The 20,015-nt window shown below is 71.0% G+C and carries 17 protein-coding genes; 13 read left to right on the top strand and 4 right to left on the bottom strand.

The features are described from left to right. Positions 1-95: 95 nt before the first annotated feature. Together I004_RS0116935 and I004_RS0116940 are read right to left on the bottom strand one after the other, a co-directional pair. Positions 96-1,361, bottom strand: a complete 1,266-nt coding sequence (locus I004_RS0116935) for an FAD-dependent oxidoreductase (protein ID WP_028436472.1) — start codon at positions 1,359-1,361, stop codon at positions 96-98. Then, positions 1,358-2,761 carry an MFS transporter gene (locus tag I004_RS0116940; protein ID WP_028436473.1) on the bottom strand — a complete coding sequence of 468 codons (1,404 nt, stop codon included), beginning with the start codon at positions 2,759-2,761 and terminating at the stop codon, positions 1,358-1,360. Before I004_RS0116940 ends, I004_RS0116935 begins: the two co-directional genes overlap by 4 nt. Positions 2,762-2,926: 165 nt before the next feature. Between I004_RS0116940 and I004_RS0116945 the strand changes: the two genes are divergently transcribed. Both I004_RS0116945 and I004_RS0116950 read left to right on the top strand, forming a co-directional pair. Further along, a complete protein-coding gene (locus tag I004_RS0116945; RefSeq protein ID WP_028436474.1) occupies positions 2,927-4,141 on the top strand; it encodes a sugar diacid recognition domain-containing protein in 1,215 nt (404 codons plus the stop codon). A gap of 171 nt (positions 4,142-4,312) precedes the next feature. Further along, positions 4,313-5,539 carry an FAD-dependent oxidoreductase gene (locus I004_RS0116950; protein ID WP_028436475.1) on the top strand — a complete coding sequence of 409 codons (1,227 nt, stop codon included), beginning with the start codon at positions 4,313-4,315 and terminating at the stop codon, positions 5,537-5,539. Positions 5,540-5,570: 31 nt separating this feature from the next. Here I004_RS0116950 and I004_RS34435 read toward each other — a convergent pair whose 3' ends face one another. After that, positions 5,571-7,055 (bottom strand): cytochrome P450, encoded by a 1,485-nt coding sequence (locus I004_RS34435; protein WP_037976550.1) that lies wholly within the window; start codon positions 7,053-7,055, stop codon positions 5,571-5,573. Positions 7,056-7,164: 109 nt separating this feature from the next. Between I004_RS34435 and I004_RS0116960 the strand changes: the two genes are divergently transcribed. The 5 genes from I004_RS0116960 (at position 7,165) to I004_RS0116980 (ending at position 11,114) form a co-directional block, all read left to right on the top strand. Further along, positions 7,165-7,779 (top strand): TetR/AcrR family transcriptional regulator, encoded by a 615-nt coding sequence (locus I004_RS0116960; protein ID WP_028436476.1) that lies wholly within the window; start codon positions 7,165-7,167, stop codon positions 7,777-7,779. A 94-nt stretch (positions 7,780-7,873) separates the two neighbouring features. Next, the gene (ddaH, locus tag I004_RS0116965) at positions 7,874-8,656 is read left to right on the top strand and encodes a dimethylargininase (RefSeq protein WP_028436477.1); all 783 of its coding nucleotides are present in this window, start codon (positions 7,874-7,876) and stop codon (positions 8,654-8,656) included. Positions 8,657-8,812: 156 nt separating this feature from the next. After that, complete coding sequence (locus tag I004_RS0116970) at positions 8,813-9,877, top strand: Rieske 2Fe-2S domain-containing protein (protein WP_028436478.1); 1,065 nt, start codon at positions 8,813-8,815, stop codon at positions 9,875-9,877. Positions 9,878-9,882: 5 nt separating this feature from the next. Next, complete coding sequence (locus tag I004_RS0116975) at positions 9,883-10,104, top strand: hypothetical protein (RefSeq protein WP_037976665.1); 222 nt, start codon at positions 9,883-9,885, stop codon at positions 10,102-10,104. A gap of 74 nt (positions 10,105-10,178) precedes the next feature. After that, on the top strand, positions 10,179-11,114 hold the full coding sequence (locus I004_RS0116980) for a PDR/VanB family oxidoreductase (protein ID WP_028436480.1): 936 nt from the start codon (positions 10,179-10,181) through the stop codon (positions 11,112-11,114). 95 nt (positions 11,115-11,209) lie between these two features. Here the strand turns inward: I004_RS0116980 and I004_RS34440 are convergent, their stop codons facing one another. Further along, entirely contained in the window at positions 11,210-12,028 is an 819-nt protein-coding gene (locus tag I004_RS34440; protein WP_078511324.1) for an IclR family transcriptional regulator, read from the bottom strand. 192 nt (positions 12,029-12,220) lie between these two features. Here I004_RS34440 and I004_RS0116990 point away from each other — a divergent pair, with 192 nt between their 5' ends. From I004_RS0116990 to I004_RS34445, 6 genes are all read left to right on the top strand, one after another. Beyond that, on the top strand, positions 12,221-13,177 hold the full coding sequence (locus tag I004_RS0116990) for a LysR family transcriptional regulator (RefSeq protein WP_028436481.1): 957 nt from the start codon (positions 12,221-12,223) through the stop codon (positions 13,175-13,177). Between the two features lie 331 nt (positions 13,178-13,508). Next, positions 13,509-14,801, top strand: a complete 1,293-nt coding sequence (locus I004_RS0117000) for an FAD-dependent oxidoreductase (RefSeq protein WP_028436482.1) — start codon at positions 13,509-13,511, stop codon at positions 14,799-14,801. 108 nt (positions 14,802-14,909) lie between these two features. Next, entirely contained in the window at positions 14,910-16,628 is a 1,719-nt protein-coding gene (gene ilvD, locus I004_RS0117005; RefSeq protein ID WP_028436483.1) for a dihydroxy-acid dehydratase, read from the top strand. Then, the gene (locus I004_RS0117010; RefSeq protein ID WP_028436484.1) at positions 16,628-17,905 is read left to right on the top strand and encodes an aconitase X catalytic domain-containing protein; all 1,278 of its coding nucleotides are present in this window, start codon (positions 16,628-16,630) and stop codon (positions 17,903-17,905) included. Before ilvD ends, I004_RS0117010 begins: the two co-directional genes overlap by 1 nt. Next, positions 17,902-18,435, top strand: coding sequence for an aconitase X swivel domain-containing protein (locus I004_RS0117015; protein WP_078511326.1), 534 nt, complete (start codon positions 17,902-17,904; stop codon positions 18,433-18,435). The genes I004_RS0117010 and I004_RS0117015 overlap by 4 nt, the downstream gene beginning before the upstream one ends. 13 nt (positions 18,436-18,448) lie before the next feature. Beyond that, positions 18,449-19,975, top strand: a complete 1,527-nt coding sequence (locus I004_RS34445; RefSeq protein WP_051345108.1) for an MFS transporter — start codon at positions 18,449-18,451, stop codon at positions 19,973-19,975. The last annotated feature ends 40 nt before the right edge of the window (positions 19,976-20,015 follow it).

The raw sequence follows: 20,015 nt of genomic DNA on the forward strand, positions 1-20,015 counted from the left end.
GGTGAACGAGGATCCGAAGGCTGCGGCCCGTGCGGGTTCACTTCCCTCCACGGCAGCGCGGCGGGCCCACCGTTCTTGCGTCGTCGGGCGGCTCGTCACCTGCGGGCCCGCGCGCGTACGCGACGGGACGGCGCGAAGGGCGCCGCCGTTGCCGGGTCCGCGTCCCCCGTGAGCAGGCCGCTGACCAGACGGCCCGTCGCCGGACCGAGCATCAGTCCCAGCATGTTGTGCCCAGTGGCGAGCAACACCCGTGGACGGCCCGGGAGTTGTCCGATGAGAGGCAGCCCGTCGGGCGTCATGGGCCGCGCGCCGACCCACTCCTCCGTACGGTCCTCCCAGTCGGCGTGCCGCAGATACGGGCGCGCGGCGGTCACGATCGCGTCGAGGCGGCGCGGCCGGAAGCGGTCCGTGTCGCGGTCGAACTCCATGGTCCCGGCCACGCGTACCCGCTTGCCCATGGGTGTGAGTACGACCTTCGCCGAGCCCAGATGCACCAGACGTGAGGGCAGCGGGTCCGCGGCGACGGAGAAGCTGTAGCCCTTGCCTGCCACGAGGTCGAAGTCGGCGCCGATTCCCCGGCACAGATCACGCGAGCGGATTCCTGCCGCAACGACCACCGCGTCGGCGGTGTATGCGCCCGCGGACGTGCGGACTTCGCCGCGAGCACCCGTGTCGCGGACGTCCGTGACGCGTGCGCCCTCGACCAGCTCGACCCCGCGGCGGCGCAGCAGATCCACGAGCCGGTCCACGAACAGTGAGGGATCCAGGGACCATTGGCCCGGGACGAGGAAGCCGGAACGCGCCCCGTCCGTCAGCGCCGGCTCCGTCTCGGCCACCTCCTCGGCCGTGAGCACGTCACCGTCCGTCGGCGCCCCCATGGCGCGGAACGCCGCAAGTGCCTTCCGCGCGGGCTCCGGCCCCGGGTAGGCGAAGAGATAGCCGTCCTTGTTGGCCCCGCCGTCGACACCCAGGGCCTCGAGTTCCTCGAAGAGCCCGAAGCTGCCCTCCGCCAGGCGCCTGAGCGCGGCGGCTCCCCTCGCGTGCCTGCGCGACGTGGCACGCACGCCGAACCGGAGCAGGAACGACAGGATCTGGAGGCTGGGCGCCGGATGCACCGCGAGTGGACTGTCCCGCCGGTGCAGTCCGCGGAGCGCGGCGGCGACCACGCCGGGCGAGGCGAGCGGCTCCACGAGATCGGGGCAGACCTCGCCCGCGTTGCCGCGTGAGGCCCCGCTGCCGAGCCGGTCCCGCTCCAGCACGGTCACCCGGACGCCTGCCGCGCTCAGATAGTGGGCGCAGCACAGCCCGATCAGGCCGCCGCCGACGATCGCCACGGACCCGGGACGCAGGGCCCGCGTCATGAAAGCTCCTTCACAGCCGCGCCCGAACTCCCGCTGCCGTTCCCGGAGTCCGGTCCGCGGCGACGGCGGTACCGGGTGCGGTCCCCGTCGGCGGAGCTGGCCTCGGCGAGCGTGAGATGGCTGGTCTCCGGAGCCAGCACGTACGAGGCGAGCCAGCCCAGCAGGCAGATGACTGCGGCGATCAGCATGGCGAGGCGCGTGCTGTAGCCGAGCACGACGGGCGCTCCCCAGGTGCCGATGGCCGCGCCGATGCGGCTGGCGCCGGTGGCGAAGCCGTTGGCGGTCGCCCGTACACCGGTCGGGAACAGCTCCGAGGGATAGACGGCCTGAAGGCACTGGCTGGAGAACGACGCCACTCCGAAGAAGGCGAACAGGACGATGACCGCCGTCGGCGACGGGTCGGCGAACGCGGCGAGTGCCAGCAGCGGCAGGCTCGCGAGGGCGAAGCTCCACAGCAGCAGGGTCCGGCGTCCCTTGTTGACGACGAAGATCCCGGAGAGCGAGCCGAGGACGAAGAACAACTGCACGACCACGGCTCCGAGATACGAACTCTTCCCCTGGGCGAGCCCGAACGAGGCGAGGATGGTCGGCTCGTACGTCGTGATCGCGTAGATCGGCAGCAGCTGACAGGCCCAGAAGAGGCTGACGAAGACGGTGCGCCGCAGATACTCGCCGCGGAAGATGTCGGTGTAGCGGGTGCGCGAGTCGGCCTCGCCCTCCAGGTCGGTCAGATCTGCGTCAGGGCCCACCATCTGCTTCAGAACCGCACGTGCCTCGTCGGTCCTTCCCTTGCTCAGCAGCCACCGCGGGGACTCGGGTGTGCCGATGCGCAGGAGCAGGATGAGCGCCGCCGGGACGGCGCTGCTCGCGAGCATCCAGCGCCAGATCTCGCTGCCCGAGGAGAGCATCAGCCAGCCGACGACGTAGGCCGCGGCGGCGCCGAGCGACCACATGGTGACCATGACGACGAGGAGCGGTCCGCGCGACGTGCGTGGTGCGAACTCGGAGGCGATCGTCCCGGCGATGGCGAAGTCGGCGCCGATGGCTATGCCCATCAGGAAGCGCAGGGTGGTGAGCTGCCACGGCTCCGTGACGAAGAACTGGGCCGCCGAGAGCAGGATGAACGCGGCGATGTCGGCGAGATAGACCTTCTGACGGCCGACCTTGTCGGTGACGTAGCCGAAGATCAGACCGCCCGCGAACATGCCGATCAAGGACGCGGAGCCGATCAGCCCGGCGTCGAAGGAGCTGAGGTCGAAGGAGAGCGTGACGAGCGGTAGTGCGACGCCGATGATGCTGAGGATGTAACCGTCGCAGAACTCGCCTCCGCCGGCGTAGAGCGTGATGAGCCAGTGGGTGCGGTTGGGGCGTGTTTTCTCGAGCGAGGTTGTGGAGCTCATTGGAGTGCTCCCGGGGAGAGGGACGTGGCCGAGCGGCCGTGCTGTCGGTGCCACGGGGCTCGTTGCCTTGGCTGGCTCGAAGCTAGGCATGGGCGCCCGCCCGGTCATCGTTCGGATCGTATGTAAGGGGTCCTCTCGCGGGAAGGTTCTCTGTACGATCCGCCCATGGACGTGCTCGGCGGCTTTCCCGTCCTCACGACGGAACTGGCCCAGGAGATCGCCCGCGACATCGGAAGGATCACCGGCTTCAACGTGCTGATCACCGACCGGGACGCCGTCGTGATCGGGTGCGGTGACAGCGAACGCGTCGGCACTGTCCACGAGGCGTCCTTCGAGGTGCTGCGCAGCCGCAGACCTGCCACGCACGCCGCACGCCAGGCGGGCCGCATGAAGGGCGTGAAGCCGGGGATGAGCCTGCCGATCATCGTCGGCGAGGAGGCCATCGGCACCGTCTGCCTCACCGGGGACCCGGAAGAGGTGCACCGCTTCGGGCTCGTCGTCCAGCGGCAGACGGAGATCCTCCTGGAAGAAGCCGCGCTGCTGCGGTCACGGATGCTCCACGAGCGCGTCGTCGACGACTTCGTACGGGACATCGTGTTCTACGATCCGGAAGCCGTCGACGCACGGGCCGTCGACGCCCGCGCGGCCGGGCTCGGCCTGTCCGCAGCGGTGCCCAGAACGGCGGTCCTGCTCCAGACCCGGCCCCCGGCGGAGAAGCCGGGGAACTCGGCGGCGCAATCCGCACTTCAGGAGGAAGCCGCTGTCCCGGTGCCGAGGTTTCCCGTACTGCGCACGATCCGGGAGGTCTTCCGCGGCAGCCAGGACGTGGCTGGGGAGACCGGCACGGGACGGTTCACCGTGCTCACCGCCGGCCCCGCCGAACGGTCGGCACTGCTGGCACGGTGCGAGAACCTGCTCGACCTGCTGCACGAGAGGCACGGCCTGGAGATGCAACTCGCCCTCGGCGAGCCCGGTTCGGGCACATCGGGCATGCACAACTCCTGCTGTGACGCGGCGACGGCCATGTACACGGGGCCGTCCGTCGCCCCCGGCCGAAGGATCTTCGCGATCACGGACCTGCGTGTACCGCAGCTGGTGGCGTCCGCCGTCGGCGGCTCCCGCAGCCGCTACGCCCGCTCCGTACTCGGCGAGCTGCTCGATCAACCGGACTGGCCCACGCTGCGCGCCACGCTCATCGGTTGGGCCGAAGGCGGCTTCAGCCTGGTGCGAGCGGCAGAACAACTGCCCGTGCACCGCAACACCCTGATATACCGGCTCGAGAAGATCAGCAGGCTGTCCGGTGCCGATGTACGGGACCCGAAGCGGGCGTTGGCGATGTACCTCGCGTGTGTGACCGATCTGGTGGACCTTCCCGAGTGAGGTGTGACCGGCTGCCGCTTCCCGGATGCGGAGGGCGGGCAGCGGGTACCGTTCACCCGGGCGGTACGGTCGGCACGGCCATCAGCGGTGCCGGAGCGTCCCGTGCGTGATGACGACTCGTTGACGGGCCGCGGCAGCCGGCGCACCGACCAGCGAATGAGGGCTTCGAAGATGCGGATCCTGATCATCGGTGGCGGCATCGCCGGGACCGCCGCGGCGCTGGCCCTGGACAAGGCCGGCCTCGAGGTCACCGTCCATGAGGCGCACCCGGACAGCGGTGCGGACATCGGTGCTTTCCTCACGCTCGCGAGCAACGGGATGCTCGCGCTGGCGCAGTTCGGCGCCGCGCGGGCGGTGGCGAGCGCGGGCTTCGAACTGACCACGATGCGCCTGACCGGCGACACCGGGTCCGTGGTCTCCACCGTTCCGCTGGGCGAGACCGACGATCCGCTCACACGCTTCAGGTGCCTGCGCCGCGCCGAACTCTGCGCCGTACTGCGGGAGGAGGCCGTGCGGCGGGGGATCTCCGTCCGGCACGGCGAGCGCTTCGTGACGGCCACCGAGGACGAGGCCGGTGTCACCGCCGAGTTCGCCGACGGCAGCACCGCGCGCGGCGATCTGCTGCTCGGCGCCGACGGAATCCGCTCCGTCGTGAGGCCGTTCACCGATCCCGAGGCCGCCGGGCCCCGCTACGCGGGCCAGCGGGTCTTCTACGGATACACGACCGAGGCGGCACCGCCGAGCGAACCCGGGCGCATCGACATGCTGCGAGGCAGCGGCGCCGCCATGGGCTATACGGTCTCCCCGAGCGGGGAGACCTTCTGGTTCGCACGGGTGTCGGCGAAGGAGCTGAGCGACACCGAGATCGCGGAGACCACGCCCGCACAGTGGCGCGACCACCTCCTGCCGCTGCTGAGTCCCGACGTGACACCCGCCGCCGACATCGTCGCGGCGACCGGCAGCAAGCTCATGGTGACCAACGCCCATGACCTGTCGACCGTCACCCGGTGGCGCACCCCCCGCATGCTCCTCATCGGTGACGCCGCGCATGCGGCCTCACCCGCGACGGGGCAGGGGGCTTCGATGGCGCTGGAGGACGCGGTGGTGCTCGCGAAGTCACTGCGGGACGCCCCTGACACGCGCACCGCGCTGGAGGGTTACGAGAGGCTGCGCAGGCCGCGCGTCGAACGCAACATCGTCAACAGTGCCCGGCTGACGGCCCGCCGCCCCGCCCCGGGACGGCTGCAGAAAAGGCTCAACGATTACCGGGCGAAGTGGAAGAGCCGCACCGGCGACTCCGCCTCCTCGTCCGCCTCGGCCGCGGACGAGGAACTGGCGCGGCACCTGGACTGGGACACGCCCCTGCCTCTCGACTCGCCCGCCGTGCAGAGCAGTTGACGCCGCGAGTCGTAGCCGGGCCCGTCCGGGCTCAGGCGGGGGCCGCTGCCGGGGTCTGCGCCGGTGTGCGCCGCGTGAGGTGCAGCCTGAGCGCGCGCGGCATGAGAGTGAGCCGCTCGTCGACCCGCAGCCGGTAGTCCGGATTCGACCGGAAGTCGTAGCGGCGGATCAGCAGCCCGAGAACCAGCGTCGCCTCGTGCAGCGCGAACTGCCGCCCGATGCAGGCGCGGGCGCCCGTGCCGAACGGCTTGAAGACATGCGCGGGCCGTGCGCGCACCGCCTTCGGCTCGAAGCGGTCCGGGTCGAAGACCTCCGCGTTCTCGCCCCAGGCCGCCGGATCGCGGTGCAGCAGCATGATCAGCACCAGGGCCCACGCGCCATGGCGCAGCGGATGCACGCCGCCGAGCGTCGTGTCGTGGAGCGCCTCGCGGGAGAAGGCGGGGGCTGTCGGCCACAGCCGCAGCGACTCGTCCAGCACGCGGCGCAGGTACCGCAGCCTCGCCACCTGCTCGTATGCCGGTTCCTCGGTCCCGTCCCAGACCTCGTCCACCTCGGCCTGCGCCCGTGCCAGCACGTCCGGGTTGCGGGAGAGGTAGTGGAGGGCGAACGAGAGTGCCCCGGAGGTGGTTTCGTGCCCAGCGACGAGGAAGGTGACGACCTGCCGGCGGATGTTCTCCGGCGACAGCCGCTCGCCCGTCTCGGGGTGTGCGGTCTCCAGCATGCGGTCCAGCAGATCGCCGCGGGCGCCGCTGCCGTCCGAGCCGCGGCGGGCCTCGACGACCTGGTCGACCGTGGAGTTGAGGTATTCGCGGTCGACGACGTTGCGCTTCGCGGCGCCGCGCTGCAGCAGCGGGCCGACGAGCGGAGGGGCGGCGTTGCGGCGCTGCGCGTACGAGAGGGCCCCGACCATGGCGTCCACGAACGGGTGCGGACGGGAGCGTTCGAAGGAGCCGAAGTCGTGTCCGAACCCCGTGCGCGCGATGGTCTCCAGGGTCAGCTTGGTCATGTCGCCCGGCACGTCGACGGCGTCGCCCGCGCCGCTGAGCTCGTCCCAGCGCGCGGTGAGCTGCCGGGCGACGTCGAGCATCAGCGGGTGGTAGCCCTCCATGGCCGCACGGCTGAATCCGGGCGCGAGTATGTCGTGCGCGAGCTGCCAGTTGGGCTCGTGGTTGTAGGCGGTGAAGAGGCCGTCGCCGGCGAGGGGGCGGAGGTTGGCCACGCCGAGGCCGACGTGCTTGGCGAAGCGGGACTCGTCGGCGAGTTCGGCCGCGAGATCCGCACCCCAGACAAAGACGATCTCTCTGTTGAACGCCTTGCGCCGGAAGATCGGGCCGAGTTCGCGCCCGATGCGCATCGAGTCCTGCACGGGAGACTGCACACTGGCGCCGAGCACGTCACCCAGCAGGGGCACACGGCGAGGCGGATGCGGAATGCGGTGCAGTTCGGGCCAGTCGAGCCGGGCACTGCGGAATCCCTTGCGCCTGGCACCGCGCTCCGACGCCTGTGCCTGAGCCATCCGCCTCAACTCCCCGTGCTGTACGCCCGTCCGGCTTGTTGTACATCGGTTCAATAGGGCTTCCAGTCTGAGCACGCCCTCGTGTGGGCGTCAAGTAAAGTGACGGGCCATGGGCGAGAAGCACGGGGAGCGTACGCGCCGCCGGCTGAGCACCGAGGAGCGTCGCGAGGAGCTTCTGGCCGTGGGAGCACGGCTGTTCGCCGCCAGCCCCCACGAGGACGTGTCGATCGAGCTGGTCGCCGAGATCGCGGGTGTCTCGCGCGGGCTCCTCTACCACTACTTCCCGACCAAGAACGAGTTCTTCGCCGCCGTCGTGGAGCGGGAAAGCCGCCGGATGCTGCAGCTGACGGCCGCGGTTCCCGGCGTGCCCGTCCGGGAGCAGCTGACCACCGGTCTGGAGTCCTTTCTCGAATACGTGGAGAACCACGCGCAGGGCTTCCGCGCCTTCCACCGGGCCGAGGCGGCGGGCGACCCTGTCGTGCGCAGGGTCTACAGGGAGGGTCTGGCAGCGCAGGAGCGGCAGATCCTCGACGCGCTCGCCGCCGACCCCGAGGCCGCCAGCATGGCCGCCGACCTGCCCACGCTCCGCATCGCCGTGCGCGGCTGGCTCTCCTTCATGGTGACGGTGTGCCTCGAGTGGCTGGAGGAGGAGCCCCGGATGCCGCGCGACCAGGTACGGGACCTGTGCGCACGCGCGCTGCTCGGCGCGATCACGCCCCCGTGAGGCAATCCGGCCCAGCGGTTGCAGCGGAGGACCACCAGAGACGCCGACGGCCTGAACGGCCAGAGCGGCCGGACATCAGAGACGGAGACTTCCCGTGCCCGAGCTGAAGGCGCTCGTACGTCCGCCCGCCTCGCGACTCACCGAGGGTCTGGTCACCCATGTGGAGAGGGTGCCCGTGGACCGCGACCTCGCCCTGCGCCAATGGGAGGGCTACCTACGGGCGTTGCGGGACAACGGCTGGCGGACCCTGGAGGTGCCGGCCGAAGAGGCGTGCCCCGACAGCGTGTTCGTGGAGGACGCCGTGGTCGTCCTGCGCGGCACCGCGCTGCTCTGCCGCTCCGGAGCGCTCTCGCGGCGCTCCGAGACCGCCGCGGTCGAGGAGTCGGTGCGGGGGCTGGGCTACACGGTCCGCCGCGTCGAGGCCCCGGGGACGATCGACGGCGGCGACGTGCTCAAGAGCGGCGAGACCGTGTACGTGGGCGTCGGGGGACGCACCAACAAGGAAGGCGTGCGCCAACTGCGCGCCGCCTTCCAGCCGTTGGGCGCACGCGTCGTGCCGGTACCCGTCACGAGGGTGCTGCACCTGAAGTCCGCGGTCACCGCACTGCCCGACGGTACGGTCATCGGCCACCCGCCCCTCGTCGACGACCCGTCGCACTTCCCGTCCTTCCGCGCCGTACCGGAGGAGGCCGGCGCCCATGTCGTACTGCTCGGCGGGAACCGGCTGCTCATGGCCGCCAGCGCGCCGCGGAGCGCTGAACTGCTGTCGGGCCTGGGCTACGAGCCCGTCCTCGTGGACATCGGCGAGTTCGAGAAGCTGGAAGGTTGCGTGACCTGCCTGTCCGTACGGCTGCGCGACCTGCCCGAGCCCGCGTAGCCGCAGGGATCGCCCGGATCGCCACGACGGGGCCTGTCTGCAGGCTCTGCAGGCCTTCTTCCGGTGAACGGAAACGCCTCTGGTCCGCCTCCGCCGGCGGGCGCACGGTGGTGCCTCCCATACCTCCCCTACGGCCTGTGACGGGCAGGAGGCACCATGACATCTTTTGTCCGTAACCAATGGTATGTAGCGGCCTACGGCAGTGAGATCGGTCGCACGCTGTTCTCCCGTACGGTCTGCGCCGAGCCGCTGCTGCTCTGGCGCACCGAGGCCGGTGCGGTGACGGCCATGGCGGACCGCTGCGTGCACCGCCGGTTCCCGCTGTCGCAGCAGCCCAGCCGGCTGGACGGCGACCGCGTGGTCTGCGGATACCACGGGTTCACCTACGGCGCGGACGGAGCGTGCGTCTCGGTACCGGGTCAGCAGCGGATCCCGCGCACGGCGCGTCTGGCGACGTACCCGGTCGTCGAGCAGGATTCCTTCGTCTGGGTCTGGATCGGCGAGCCGGAGGGGGCCGATGCCGAGCTGATTCCGCGGGCACCCTGGCTGGACCGTCCGGGCTGGAGCGTCGTGAGCGGGATGGAGCCGCTGGCGGCCCGCCACGGCCTGCTCGTGGACAACCTGCTCGACCTCTCCCACGAGACCTACCTGCACGGCGGTTACATCGGCACTCCCGAGGTCGCGGAGACCCCCATCACCACAGAGGTCGACGAGGCCGCCGGGATCGTGCGGGTCAGCCGGCGCATGGAGGACGCGGCCTGCCCGCCCTTCTACGCCGAGTCGACCGGCATCGAAGGCCGCATCACGCGCTGGCAGGACATCGAATACCACGCCCCCTGCCTGTACTTGCTGCACAGCCGCATCGCTCCCGTGGGCACTCCACCGCCCCGCTCCGACGGCAGCGACCCCGACGCATTCCACGTGGAGGTCGTCTACGCCATCACCCCGGAGACCGAGGGCAGCACCCACGACTTCTGGGCCGTCGCACGGGACTTCGCACTCGAGGACGAGAAGGTCACCGATTTCCTGCGGGAGAACAACCGCACGGTGGTTCTGCAGGACGTCGTCGCCCTCGAGGTCCTGGAGAAGGCAGTGGCTTCGGAGCCACCCGGCCGGCAGGAGCTCAGCATCAACATCGACACGGGCGGTCTCGCCGCCCGGCGCATCCTCGGCCGCCTGCGCGAGGAGGGCGAGCGCCGCCCCGAGCCGGCCGCGCGGTGAACGGGATGGGCCCGCACCCCACGCCCGTGCTCCCCGGCGCGGAAGTCCGGCGCATCCGCTGGCTCCCCGGCTCCGATCTGCTTCTGGCGCGCTGCTTCTGCGGCCGTGAGCGGGAGTTCGACGATCCGGTGCAGATGTGGGACTGGCTTCTCGGCCACCCGGAAGAAGACGGACCTTCCGCGCACGACCCCCTCGTGCCGCGGCGGAGTGAGAGAGAGCACCCGTGAACAGCAACGCTGCGGACACCTCCGTCCCGAGTGTCAGGGCACCGGACGGAGCGACGGCGGCCGGCGAGCAGGTCCTGACCCTCACCGTGACGCGCAGGGAGACCCTCGCCGACGCCGTCGTGCGCCTGACTCTCGCCCTGCCCGACGGGCGGCCGTTGCCCGCCTGGACGCCCGGCGCCCACCTCGACCTGCTCCTCGGGGCCGGGCTGGAGCGGCAGTACTCGCTGTGCGGCGACCCGTGGGAGACCTCCGCGTACCAGGTGGCCGTCCTGCGGACGGACGGCGGCCGCGGCGGGTCGCGGTATGTGCACGACGAACTCGTCGAAGGCACGACGGTCCGCGTCCGCGGCCCCCGCAACAACTTCGAACTGGCCGACGCCCCCGCCTATTTCTTCATCGCCGGCGGAATCGGCATCACCCCGATCGTTCCCATGCTCGCCGAGGCCGACCGCCGCGGCGCCGACTGGAAGCTCGTCTACGGCGGACGCACACTCTCCTCCATGGCGTTCGCCGGCCGACTGGCGGAACGCTGGCCCACGCGCGTCCAGTTGTGCCCGCAGGACCGGCGCGGACTGCTCGACCTCGACAAGCTGCTCGCGTCTCTGAGCCCGCGCGCCGCCGTCTACTGCTGCGGTCCCGCTCCGCTCCTCGACGCCGTCGAGCGGCGGAGCGCCGATTGGCCGCTGGGCGCGCTGCACACCGAACGATTTACCCCGCGCGTGCGGGACGTCGAAGAACCGGACGGCTCCTTCGTGATCGAACTCGCCCGGTCCAGGCGGAAGTTGACCGTACCGGCGGGCCGTACGGTACTCGAGACGGTCGAGGAAGCCGGGATCGAGGTGCTCTCGTCGTGCCGGGAAGGCACCTGCGGCACGTGCGAGACGGGTGTGCTGGACGGTGTGCCCGAGCACAGGGATTCGCTGCTCACACCGGACGAACGCGCCGCCGGAGACGTGATGTTCGTCTGCGTGTCACGGTGTCGCGGCGATCGGCTCGTGCTGGACCTGTGAGCCCTGGATCCGGCCCCCGGCCCCGCATACGGGAGCCGCGGCAGTGACGTTCCGCGGCCCGGGACCTCTCCGAGGCGCGCCCGTCCGCCACCGCCTCAGCGTCGCGCGGAGCCGCGGACCGCACCGAGCGGCAGCGGTGCGGGGGAGCCGGGCGGTGTCGCGCCCAGGGCACGCGAGATGCCGGATGCGGCCACCTGCACCAGGGGCACCAGGCTGTGGCCCTGCACGGAGTCGATGTGCGCCACGACCGACACGGCCGCGACGACCTCGTTCCCGTCCCCGTGCACGGGTGCGGCCACCGACACGCTGTCCATCGTCACCTGCCGCTCGCACACGGCGACTCCCGTGTGCCGCACCTCGGCCAGGGCCTGACGCAGCCGTACGGGATCGCACTCGGTGCGTTCGGTGTAGCGGACGGGACGCTGGGCCAGGGCGACTTCCTGAACGTCCGGTGGTGCGTAGGCCAGCAGGACGCGTCCCACGCTGGTCGGTGTCAGCGCGAACCGGCCACCGACCCGTGTGAGCACCGGCACCGAACGGCGCCCCGCGAGCCGTTCCACGTACACGACCGACATCTCCTCGCGCACGGCCAGCTGCACGTTCTCGCCCGTGACGCGGGCGAGGTCGGACAGGTGGGGGAGGGCGATCTCACGCAGTCCGAGTCCGCGCGGGGCGAGGGCCGCGATCTCCCACAGCCGCAGGCCGATGCGGTAGCCACCGCCCGGGTCCCGCTCCAGCGCACCCCAGTCGGCCAGTTCGTTCACGAGGCGGTGGGCGGTGGTGAGCGGAAGGGCGGTACGCCGGGAGATCTCGGTGAGGGTGAGCACCGGCGCCGAGGGCGAGAACGCCTCGAGCACCCGCAGCGCCCTGCCGGTGACCGACCCGGTGCTCCTCGCCTGATTCCCTGCGCGCATGCTGCTCTCCCTCGGACGGAGAGGACCGGCCGTCCTGGCGAAAGCTAGACAGACTCATCTCGTCCGTCAACGTGTCCGCCCGGAACCGCGGTGTCCGGGAGAGACCGCGGCGGGTCCGGAATGGAGTGTCTTCTTCCGCTTTCCTTCGCCGGGGCCTTGCCGCCCGGAGGCGCCACCGCGCAGGCTGCCCGCATGGCCACCCCGCCCGAGCGCACGCCCGCACACCTCGCGAATCTCGACCTGAATCTCCTGGTCACGCTGCGCGAGCTGTTCCGGGAGCGCAACGTGACGCGGGCCGCCCGGCGGCTCGGGGTCTCCCAGCCCGCCGTCAGCGCCTCGCTCTCCCGGCTGCGCCGGCACTTCGGGGACGAGCTGCTGCTGCGTTCCGGCGGCGTGTACGTCCTCACACCGCTGGCCACGCAGCTGACCGACCAGGTGGAGACGGTGTGCGCGGCCACCGAACGGCTCTTCGCCACCGGCAGCGCCTTCGAGCCCGCCGGCTCCCGGCGCGAGTTCACGCTGCTGATGTCCGACTATCCGGCGACCGTCCTCGGCGACCGGCTCTCGCGGCTGCTGGCGCGCGAGGCGCCGCGTGCGGCCCTGCACATGCGGCTCGTACGGGAGACGATCGGCGGCGACATCGTCGAGACCATCAGGCTCGTCGACGGCATGGTCTCCCCGCGTCTGGGTCACTTCCGTACGCCGGTCAGCTCGCAGCCGCTGTTCAAGGACCGCTGGATGTGCCTGCTCTCCGCGGACCATCCGCTGTGCGAGGCGGACTCCTTCGGGCTGGAGGACCTCACGCCGCTGCCCTGGGTGGTGCCGTACCACCGCGACGCCGGCTATCCCTCCGCCTCCCCAGCGACCCGGCAGCTGACGGCGCTGGGCATACGCCCGCGGATCGCCGTACGCGTGGAGAGCTACCGGGCCGTCCCGGACTTCATCGCCGGCACCCACCGGGTCGCCCTCTACCCGGCCAGACTCGCGGCGCGGCTGCCCGCCGAGCGGGGAGTGCGGGCCCTGGAGTGGCCGGTCCCGATCGACGAGATCGACGAACTGCTGTGGTGGGACACCGTCTACGACAAGGACCCCGCGAACGTCTGGCTCCGCGGCCTGGTGGCCCGGGCGGCTGCCGACGCGGACCTCTGACCGGTGGTGCACCCGTACGTCGTGGTAGTCGGTGCCGGACTCGACATGCTCGGGCAGGTTCGTACGGTCGCTGCCCGAGAAGGACTCGTGGCCGGGCGTGCCGTGGAAACGGATCTCGGTCGCGGGCTCGCGGCCGAAGCGGAGCCGGTCCGCCGTGAGGCTCTGACCTGCTGCTGAGCGGCCCGCATAAACCCCGTTGATGGCAACCAGCCGAAGACCCTATTGAACCGGACGTTCCATTTCCGGATGTCGCTTCCCTAACCTGCCCGCGACGCCGTGTTCCGCCGGATTCACCCCAAGCCCCACTGCCGCAACTCACCAGGGAGGCCGCATGCCCCACGCGCTGACCGAACTCACGCTGCACACCGTCACCAAGGCGCCGGACCCCGTGGCTCACGCCCTGGACGCGGACGTGTGCATCGTGGGGGCCGGCGTCTCCGGGCTGTCCGCCGCGATCGAGTCGGCGCAGTTGGGACGGGACGTCGTCGTGGTCGACAGCCTGCCCGTGCTGGGCGGGCAGATGGTCAACTCCCTCATCGGCCTCTTCTGCGGTGTCTTCGGCAACGCGCCGGACTACCGGCAGCTCACCCACGGCATCTTCGACGACATCTTCGCCGGTCTCGGCGCGAGCGACGACATCCACTTCAACAAGGGACACACCATCACCGTCAGTTATGACGAGGTGGCCCTCGGCCGGTGGGTGGAGCGCAGGATCCGCGAACTGGGCATCCGAGTCGTCCTGGGCGCCTCGATCACGGGCGTCGAGCGTGACGGCCGCCGGATCGGGGCCGTCACCTTCGCGACGCGCTTCGGCGACGTACGGGTCCAGGCCCGCGGCTTCGTCGACGCCAGCGGTGACGCGGCCCTCGCCTGGGAGGCGGGCCTGCCGTGCCGTGTCCCCGAGCGGACCATCTACGGCTCGCAGCAGATCGTGCTGGAGCACCTGGACGAGACCCATCAGCCCGGGCGCGAGGAACTCGCCGAGCACGTCGCCCGCAAGGCCGAGGAGTACGGGCTGCTGCGCCGCGACGGGCTTGCGTTCTTCTTCCCCGGCAGGAACACGGCCGTGATGAACATGACCCACATCGAGGCGCCGCTCGATCCCGTCCGGGCCGCGAGTGCCCAGCTCGAAGGGCGCGAACAGGCCGACCTGGTCGTGGAGTTCCTGCGCGCCGAATACCCCAAGGCGTTCGGACGGGCACGGGTGCGCTCCTACGGACTGCCGGGCCGCCGCCAGACCCGCTGGATCAAGGGAGTTCACGCGCTCAGCCTCGACGAAGTGCGCGAAGGCACCCGCTTCCACGACGCCGTGGCGCGCACGGCGTGGCCGATCGAACTCCACGACCGCGCCGAGGGCTACGTGTGGGAGATGTTCGACGCCGACCACGCGCACTACGTGCCGCTGCGCTCGATGCTCTCGCCGCAGGCGGACAACCTCGTGGCGGCGGGCCGCTGCGCCGACGGAGACGCCGCCGCCCTCTCCAGCGTCCGCGTCATGGGCCCCTGCGCCGCGATGGGCGCGGGCGCCGCACACGCCCTCGACCTTGCGGGAGGTGACGGCAGCGTGCACGACATCGACATCCCCGTACTCCGCGAACGGCTCGCGGCCAACCTCGACGACTGACGCGATGCGGGAGCGCGCAGTCCGGCGGTCCGGACGGCCGACCGCGAGGGACGAGAGAAGCCGACACGAGCGACCGCAGCGGACCGCGATCAGGAAGAGGAGGAGACCATGACGGAACTGCGCAGCAACTACCGGCCCGGCACATCCCCCTGGGCCGTGCGCCGCGCACAGTGGCGCGCCCTCGGCCTCACTGATGAGGACATGGCCAAGCCGAAGATCGCGATCGTCAACTCCTCGTCCTCACTTGCCACTTGTTACAGCCACCTGGACGGCATCGCGCAGGCAGCCAGGGAGGCGGTCGCGGAGGCGGGCGGTCTCGGCTTCGAGATCCGCACCGTCGCACCCAGCGACTTCATCCACAGCGCGGGAGGCCGCGGCGGCTACATCCTCTCCGCCCGCGACCTGATCAGCCACGACATCGAGGCAGCCGTGGAGGGGGCGCAGCTCGACGGGATGGTCTGCCTGGCCTCGTGCGACAAGACCGCCCCCGGCCAGCTGATGGCCGCCGCCCGCATCAACCTGCCCACGGTCATGGTGGGTTGCGGCTACCAGGCGTGCGGCACCTTCCAGGGCAAGCACTGCGACATCGAGGACGTCTTTCTCGGCGCCGGCCACCACGCCCAGGGGCGGCTCTCCCTGGAGGAGCTGACGGGCATGAGCGAGAACGCGGTGGCGGGCCCCGGCGTGTGCGCGGGCATGGGCACCGCCAACTCGATGCACATGGCGTGCGAAGCCCTCGGCATGACCCTGCCCGGATCCACGCCCGTCCTCGCCGACAGTCCGAAGATGTGGGACGACGTGCGGGCCGCCGCACGCCGTGCCGTCTCGCTCGTCCACGAGGACCTGCGCCCCCGAGATCTGCTCACACCGGACGCGTTCGAGAACGCCGTGACGCTGATGCTCACGCTCAGCGCCTCGATCAACTCGGTGAAGCATCTCCAGGCGATAGCCGAGGAGGCCGAGTCCGGAGTCGACGTGTACGGGCTGTACGAGCAACTCGCCGACGAGGTACCGCTGCTGGCGGCCGTACGCCCCAACGGACCCGACTCCATCGAGGAGTTCGACGCAGCGGGCGGGGCCGCCACAGTGATGCGCAGCCTCGGCGGGCTGCTGCACACCGATGCCACAACGGTCACCGGCCGCACCGTCGGCGAGAACCTGGAGGCGGCGGCTCCGGCCGACGGACGGGTCATACGCCCTGCAGACAGGCCGCTCGGGCGGCATCCCACCATCGTCCTCGTGCGCGGCAGCCTCGCCCCGGCGACCGGCATCGTCAAACTCTCCGTCGACGAGCAGCGCCAGACGGCGTTCACCGGTCCCGCCAAGGTCTACGAGGACCCGTACTCGGCCCTCGACGGCCTGCGCGACGGCGAGGTCGTGGCAGGGGACGTGCTCGTACTGCGCGGACTCGGCCCCAAGGGCACGCCCGGCATGGGCATGGCCTCCCGGCCAGTCTTCGCCCTCGACGGCGCGGGACTGACCGGTCAGGTTGCCATGGTCACCGACGGGCAGCTGTCCGGCCTCGTCAACAAGGGAGTCGTCGTCGGCGAGGTCTCGCCGGAGGCCGCCGACGGCGGGCCGCTGGCGCTCGTACAGGACGGCGACACCATCGCGATCGACCTCAGCTCGCGCCGCGCCGACCTCCTCGTACCGGACGCTGAACTCGACCGGCGCAGGCAGGAGTTGGCCGAATCACCGGAACCGGGGGCGTCCGGGACCCCCGACGGTCCCGCGTCGCGGGGCTGGCTCTCGGTGTACCGGCGCACCGTCCGTCCGCTTCAGGAGGGGGCCGTCCTCTCACCCCGCGCGCAAGGAGACCGCCGCTGATGCTGCTCACCGACTCCGACAAGGCGATGCTCGACGGCGCCGAGGGCCCGGCCACAGCGGCGGCCATGGACCTCCTCGTCCGCTACGGCCGCGCGCTCGACGCCGAGAGGCTGTGCGACGTGCGCAACGTCGCCGGGACGATGACCCAGCCCTCGCCCGTCAAGGCGCAGTTGGTGCGCGAGGGGGGCTGGGACAAGGCCTACTCCGTGATCAACCTGGACAGCGACGAGGATCTGGAGATCCCGGCGATGCGCGTCCCGACCTGTCAGCTCCAGCAGTCCTTCGGCCCGGACTCCGAGGGCATCGCCCCGTACCCGAAGGAAATGATCGAGCTGCAGAGCGACGCCGAGTCCTTCTACGGCCGCAAGGGCGTCAACATCCTCGCCACGTGCACGCCTTACCAGGTCGGCAACATTCCTGTCCGCGGAGAACACGTCGCGTGGATGGAGTCCTCCGCCGTGGTGTACGCCAACTCCGTGCTGGGCGCCCGTACGAACTGCGAGGGCACGGCTTCCACGGGAGCGGCGTCGCTGACCGGCCGGATCCCCTGCTGGGGCAACCACCACGAGGCCAACCGCGGCGGCACCCACCTCATCGAGGCACGCACACCGGTTCACGGACCGCTGGAGTGGGGCATGCTCGGCTACTTCGCGGGCGGCCTCGTCCAGGACGAACGCCCCGTCGTCACGGGTGAGTTGAAGCAGCCCGACCTGCTCGACCTGAAGCACTTCGGCGCGGCCGCGGCCTCGTCCGGGGGAGTGGAGATCTACCACCTGCCCGGCATCACGCCCGAAGCACCCACCGTGCAGGCCGCGTTCGGCGCGGACCCGCCCGAGGCGGTGCCGTACGGGGAGCGCGAACGCCGCGGTGTCTATGAGGACCTCAACTCCCAAGGCGACCGCACCGACGTCGACTTCGTCCTGCTCGGCTGCCCGCACGCCTCCTTGGACCAGGTGCGCGAGACGGCGCATCTCCTCGAAGGGCGCCGTCTGCACTCCGGGACGCAGCTGTGGCTGATGGTGCCCCGGGCGCTGCGCACCACCGCGGACCGCAACGGATGGACGCAGACCATCGAACGGGCCGGCGGACGCGTCCTCACCGACTCCTGCCCCGCCATGTCCCGTTCGGCACCGCCGGGCACCAGGGTCTTCGCCACCGACTCGGCCAAGCAGGCGCACTACCTGCCCGCGATCCTCGGCATCGAGGCCTGGTTCGGCACGCTCCAGGACTGCATCTCGGCCGCGGTCACCGGCCGTTGGAAGGGAGAACTGCGATGAACCCCCGTCATGCCTCCGCCCTCTCGGCGTCCCTGGCGGCCTTCAGCCCGGATCCGGATGAGCACGGGACCGGGACCGTCACGGCGAACGCGACGGCGGGCGGCGAGAACGTCCCGCTGGAGCTGCGCGGCAGGACGGTCGTCCCCGGCACGGCGGAGGGAGAGGCGCTGGTCTCGCTGGAGACGATCTCCGGCTGGGGCGGCATCGACCCCGCCCGTGGCGTGATCACCGAACGTCGCCACCCCCTGCACGGGCAGTCCTTCGCGGGCAAGGTGCTCGTCTTCCCAGGTGCCAAGGGCTCCTCCGGCTGGGCCGGGTTCTTCCAGTCCACGCGGCTGCTCGGCACCGCGCCGCTCGCGATGATCTACGTCACCACCACAACCAAGGCCGCCCTCGGGGCGGTTGTCACCCGGGTCCCCACCGTCACCGGGCTGGACCAGGACCCGCTCACCGTGATCCGCACCGGTGACCGCGTCCGGGTCGACGCCGACAACGGCTTGATCTGCGTGTATCCCGCGCCCCCTCAATGACGAGGAGCTTCCCATGTCATCCGCACAGTCGTCCCCGGACGGGACAGCGTCACCGCCCGTCGTCGAACTCGCCCCGCTCATCGAGAAACAGCAGGGCCGAAGGGCCTGGTACCGGGTCTTCGCCGTCTGCTGTCTGATCACCTTCCTCGACGGCTTCGACTTCCAGATCCTCTCCTTCACCGCCACGTACCTGAAGGGCGACTTCGGGCTCACCGACACCCAGCTGGGCACGCTCGGCACGGTCGGTCTCTTCGGAACGCTCGTGGGCGGCCTGTGCATGGGCTACCTGGGCGACCGCTTCGGTCGCAAGCCCTCGATCGTGGTGTGCGTCGCGGGCTTCGGCGTCTTCATGATGGCCTTCGCCCTCGCGGAGACGTACGAGCACCTGTTCCTGCTGCGCTTCGTCTCGGGCTTCTTCCTCGGCGGAGTGCTGCCGCTGTCCTGGGCGCTGACGGCGGAGTACGCGCCGAAGAGGTTCCGCGTCACAGCCATCTCCGTGATCATGGTCGGCTACACGCTGGGTGGCGCGGCCGGCGGGCCCATCTCGAACCTGCTGGTGCCCGACTACGGCTGGACCTCGGTCTTCGTCGCGGGCGGTGTCTGCTCGCTGCTCGCCCTCGCGCCGGTGATGATCTTCCTCCCCGAGTCCGTGAAGTTCCTTGCCCAGCGCGGGCGTCCGGGAGCGGACCGGCGGATCGCATCGATCCTCACCCGGCTGTGGCCCGGCCACGCCCTCGCACCCGGGACGCACTTCGTGGCCGGCGATCCCCAACCGCCCGCCGCCGACAAGAAGTTCACCCCCGTGACGCTCTTCAAGGGCTCGCTCGCCCGCATCACGCCGCTGCTGTGGATCGTGTACATGTGCTCGTCGGCGCTGATCTACTTCATGGTCTTCTGGACGCCGATGATCAACGAGCGGATGGGCTTCAGCGTCAGCTCCGCGGCCCTCATCGCCGCCGCGGCGAGCGTCGCCGGTGCCTGCGCACAGCTCGCGATCAGCCGGTTCGTGGACAAGAAGGGCGTCGGCAGCATCCTGTGGATGCCGCTGATGGCGACCGCCGCGATGCTGATGCTGGGGCTCGGGGCACCGGGTCCTGTGCTGTACATCTGCGTGATCATCTCCGCGAAGATGTTCATCAACGGCGGCCACGGCGGCATCACCAGCATCGCCGGCACCTTCTATCCCACGGCGATCCGCGCCAACGGCGCCGCCTGGGCGTCCTCCGTCGCCAAGGTCGGGGCCATGGTCGGCCCCTGGCTCGGCGGGGTGCTGCTCGACGCGGGCCTGGGCACGTCCGGCGCGTTCACCACGTTCGCGCTGTGCCCCGCCATCATGATCGTCGTGCTCTTCGCCATGGGGCGCGCCCAGAAGTCGCTCTCCCCGGACACCGAGGGAGCGCTGGCATCTGCCCCTGATGACGTCGTGGACGTGGCAGACCCTGCCGCGCACCGCCCTGACACCGAGGTGGCCGCAACCGTTCTGACGGGCGGCCAGGGGCAGGTGGTCCCCGGAGCGCAGAAGCGGGAGCCCCAGCCCTGACAGAGTCCTGACAGTCCCTCATCCGCCGTGTCCGCCCGGA

This window comes from Streptomyces sp. TAA486, from assembly GCF_000426165.1.

Bases quoted from the DNA above. Each gene is read 5' to 3' on its own strand.
- I004_RS0116935 (WP_028436472.1), bottom strand. From the start codon at position 1,361: ATGACGCGGGCCCTGCGTCCCGGGTCCGTGGCGATCGTCGGCGGCGGC.
- I004_RS0116940 (WP_028436473.1), bottom strand. From the start codon at position 2,761: ATGAGCTCCACAACCTCGCTCGAGAAAACACGCCCCAACCGCACCCAC.
- I004_RS0116945 (WP_028436474.1), top strand. From the start codon at position 2,927: ATGGACGTGCTCGGCGGCTTTCCCGTCCTCACGACGGAACTGGCCCAG.
- I004_RS0116950 (WP_028436475.1), top strand. From the start codon at position 4,313: ATGCGGATCCTGATCATCGGTGGCGGCATCGCCGGGACCGCCGCGGCG.
- I004_RS34435 (WP_037976550.1), bottom strand. From the start codon at position 7,055: ATGGCTCAGGCACAGGCGTCGGAGCGCGGTGCCAGGCGCAAGGGATTC.
- I004_RS0116960 (WP_028436476.1), top strand. From the start codon at position 7,165: ATGGGCGAGAAGCACGGGGAGCGTACGCGCCGCCGGCTGAGCACCGAG.
- I004_RS0116970 (WP_028436478.1), top strand. From the start codon at position 8,813: ATGACATCTTTTGTCCGTAACCAATGGTATGTAGCGGCCTACGGCAGT.
- I004_RS0116975 (WP_037976665.1), top strand. From the start codon at position 9,883: ATGGGCCCGCACCCCACGCCCGTGCTCCCCGGCGCGGAAGTCCGGCGC.
- I004_RS34440 (WP_078511324.1), bottom strand. From the start codon at position 12,028: ATGCGCGCAGGGAATCAGGCGAGGAGCACCGGGTCGGTCACCGGCAGG.
- I004_RS0116990 (WP_028436481.1), top strand. From the start codon at position 12,221: ATGGCCACCCCGCCCGAGCGCACGCCCGCACACCTCGCGAATCTCGAC.
- I004_RS0117000 (WP_028436482.1), top strand. From the start codon at position 13,509: ATGCCCCACGCGCTGACCGAACTCACGCTGCACACCGTCACCAAGGCG.
- ilvD (WP_028436483.1), top strand. From the start codon at position 14,910: ATGACGGAACTGCGCAGCAACTACCGGCCCGGCACATCCCCCTGGGCC.
- I004_RS0117010 (WP_028436484.1), top strand. From the start codon at position 16,628: ATGCTGCTCACCGACTCCGACAAGGCGATGCTCGACGGCGCCGAGGGC.
- I004_RS0117015 (WP_078511326.1), top strand. From the start codon at position 17,902: ATGAACCCCCGTCATGCCTCCGCCCTCTCGGCGTCCCTGGCGGCCTTC.
- I004_RS34445 (WP_051345108.1), top strand. From the start codon at position 18,449: ATGTCATCCGCACAGTCGTCCCCGGACGGGACAGCGTCACCGCCCGTC.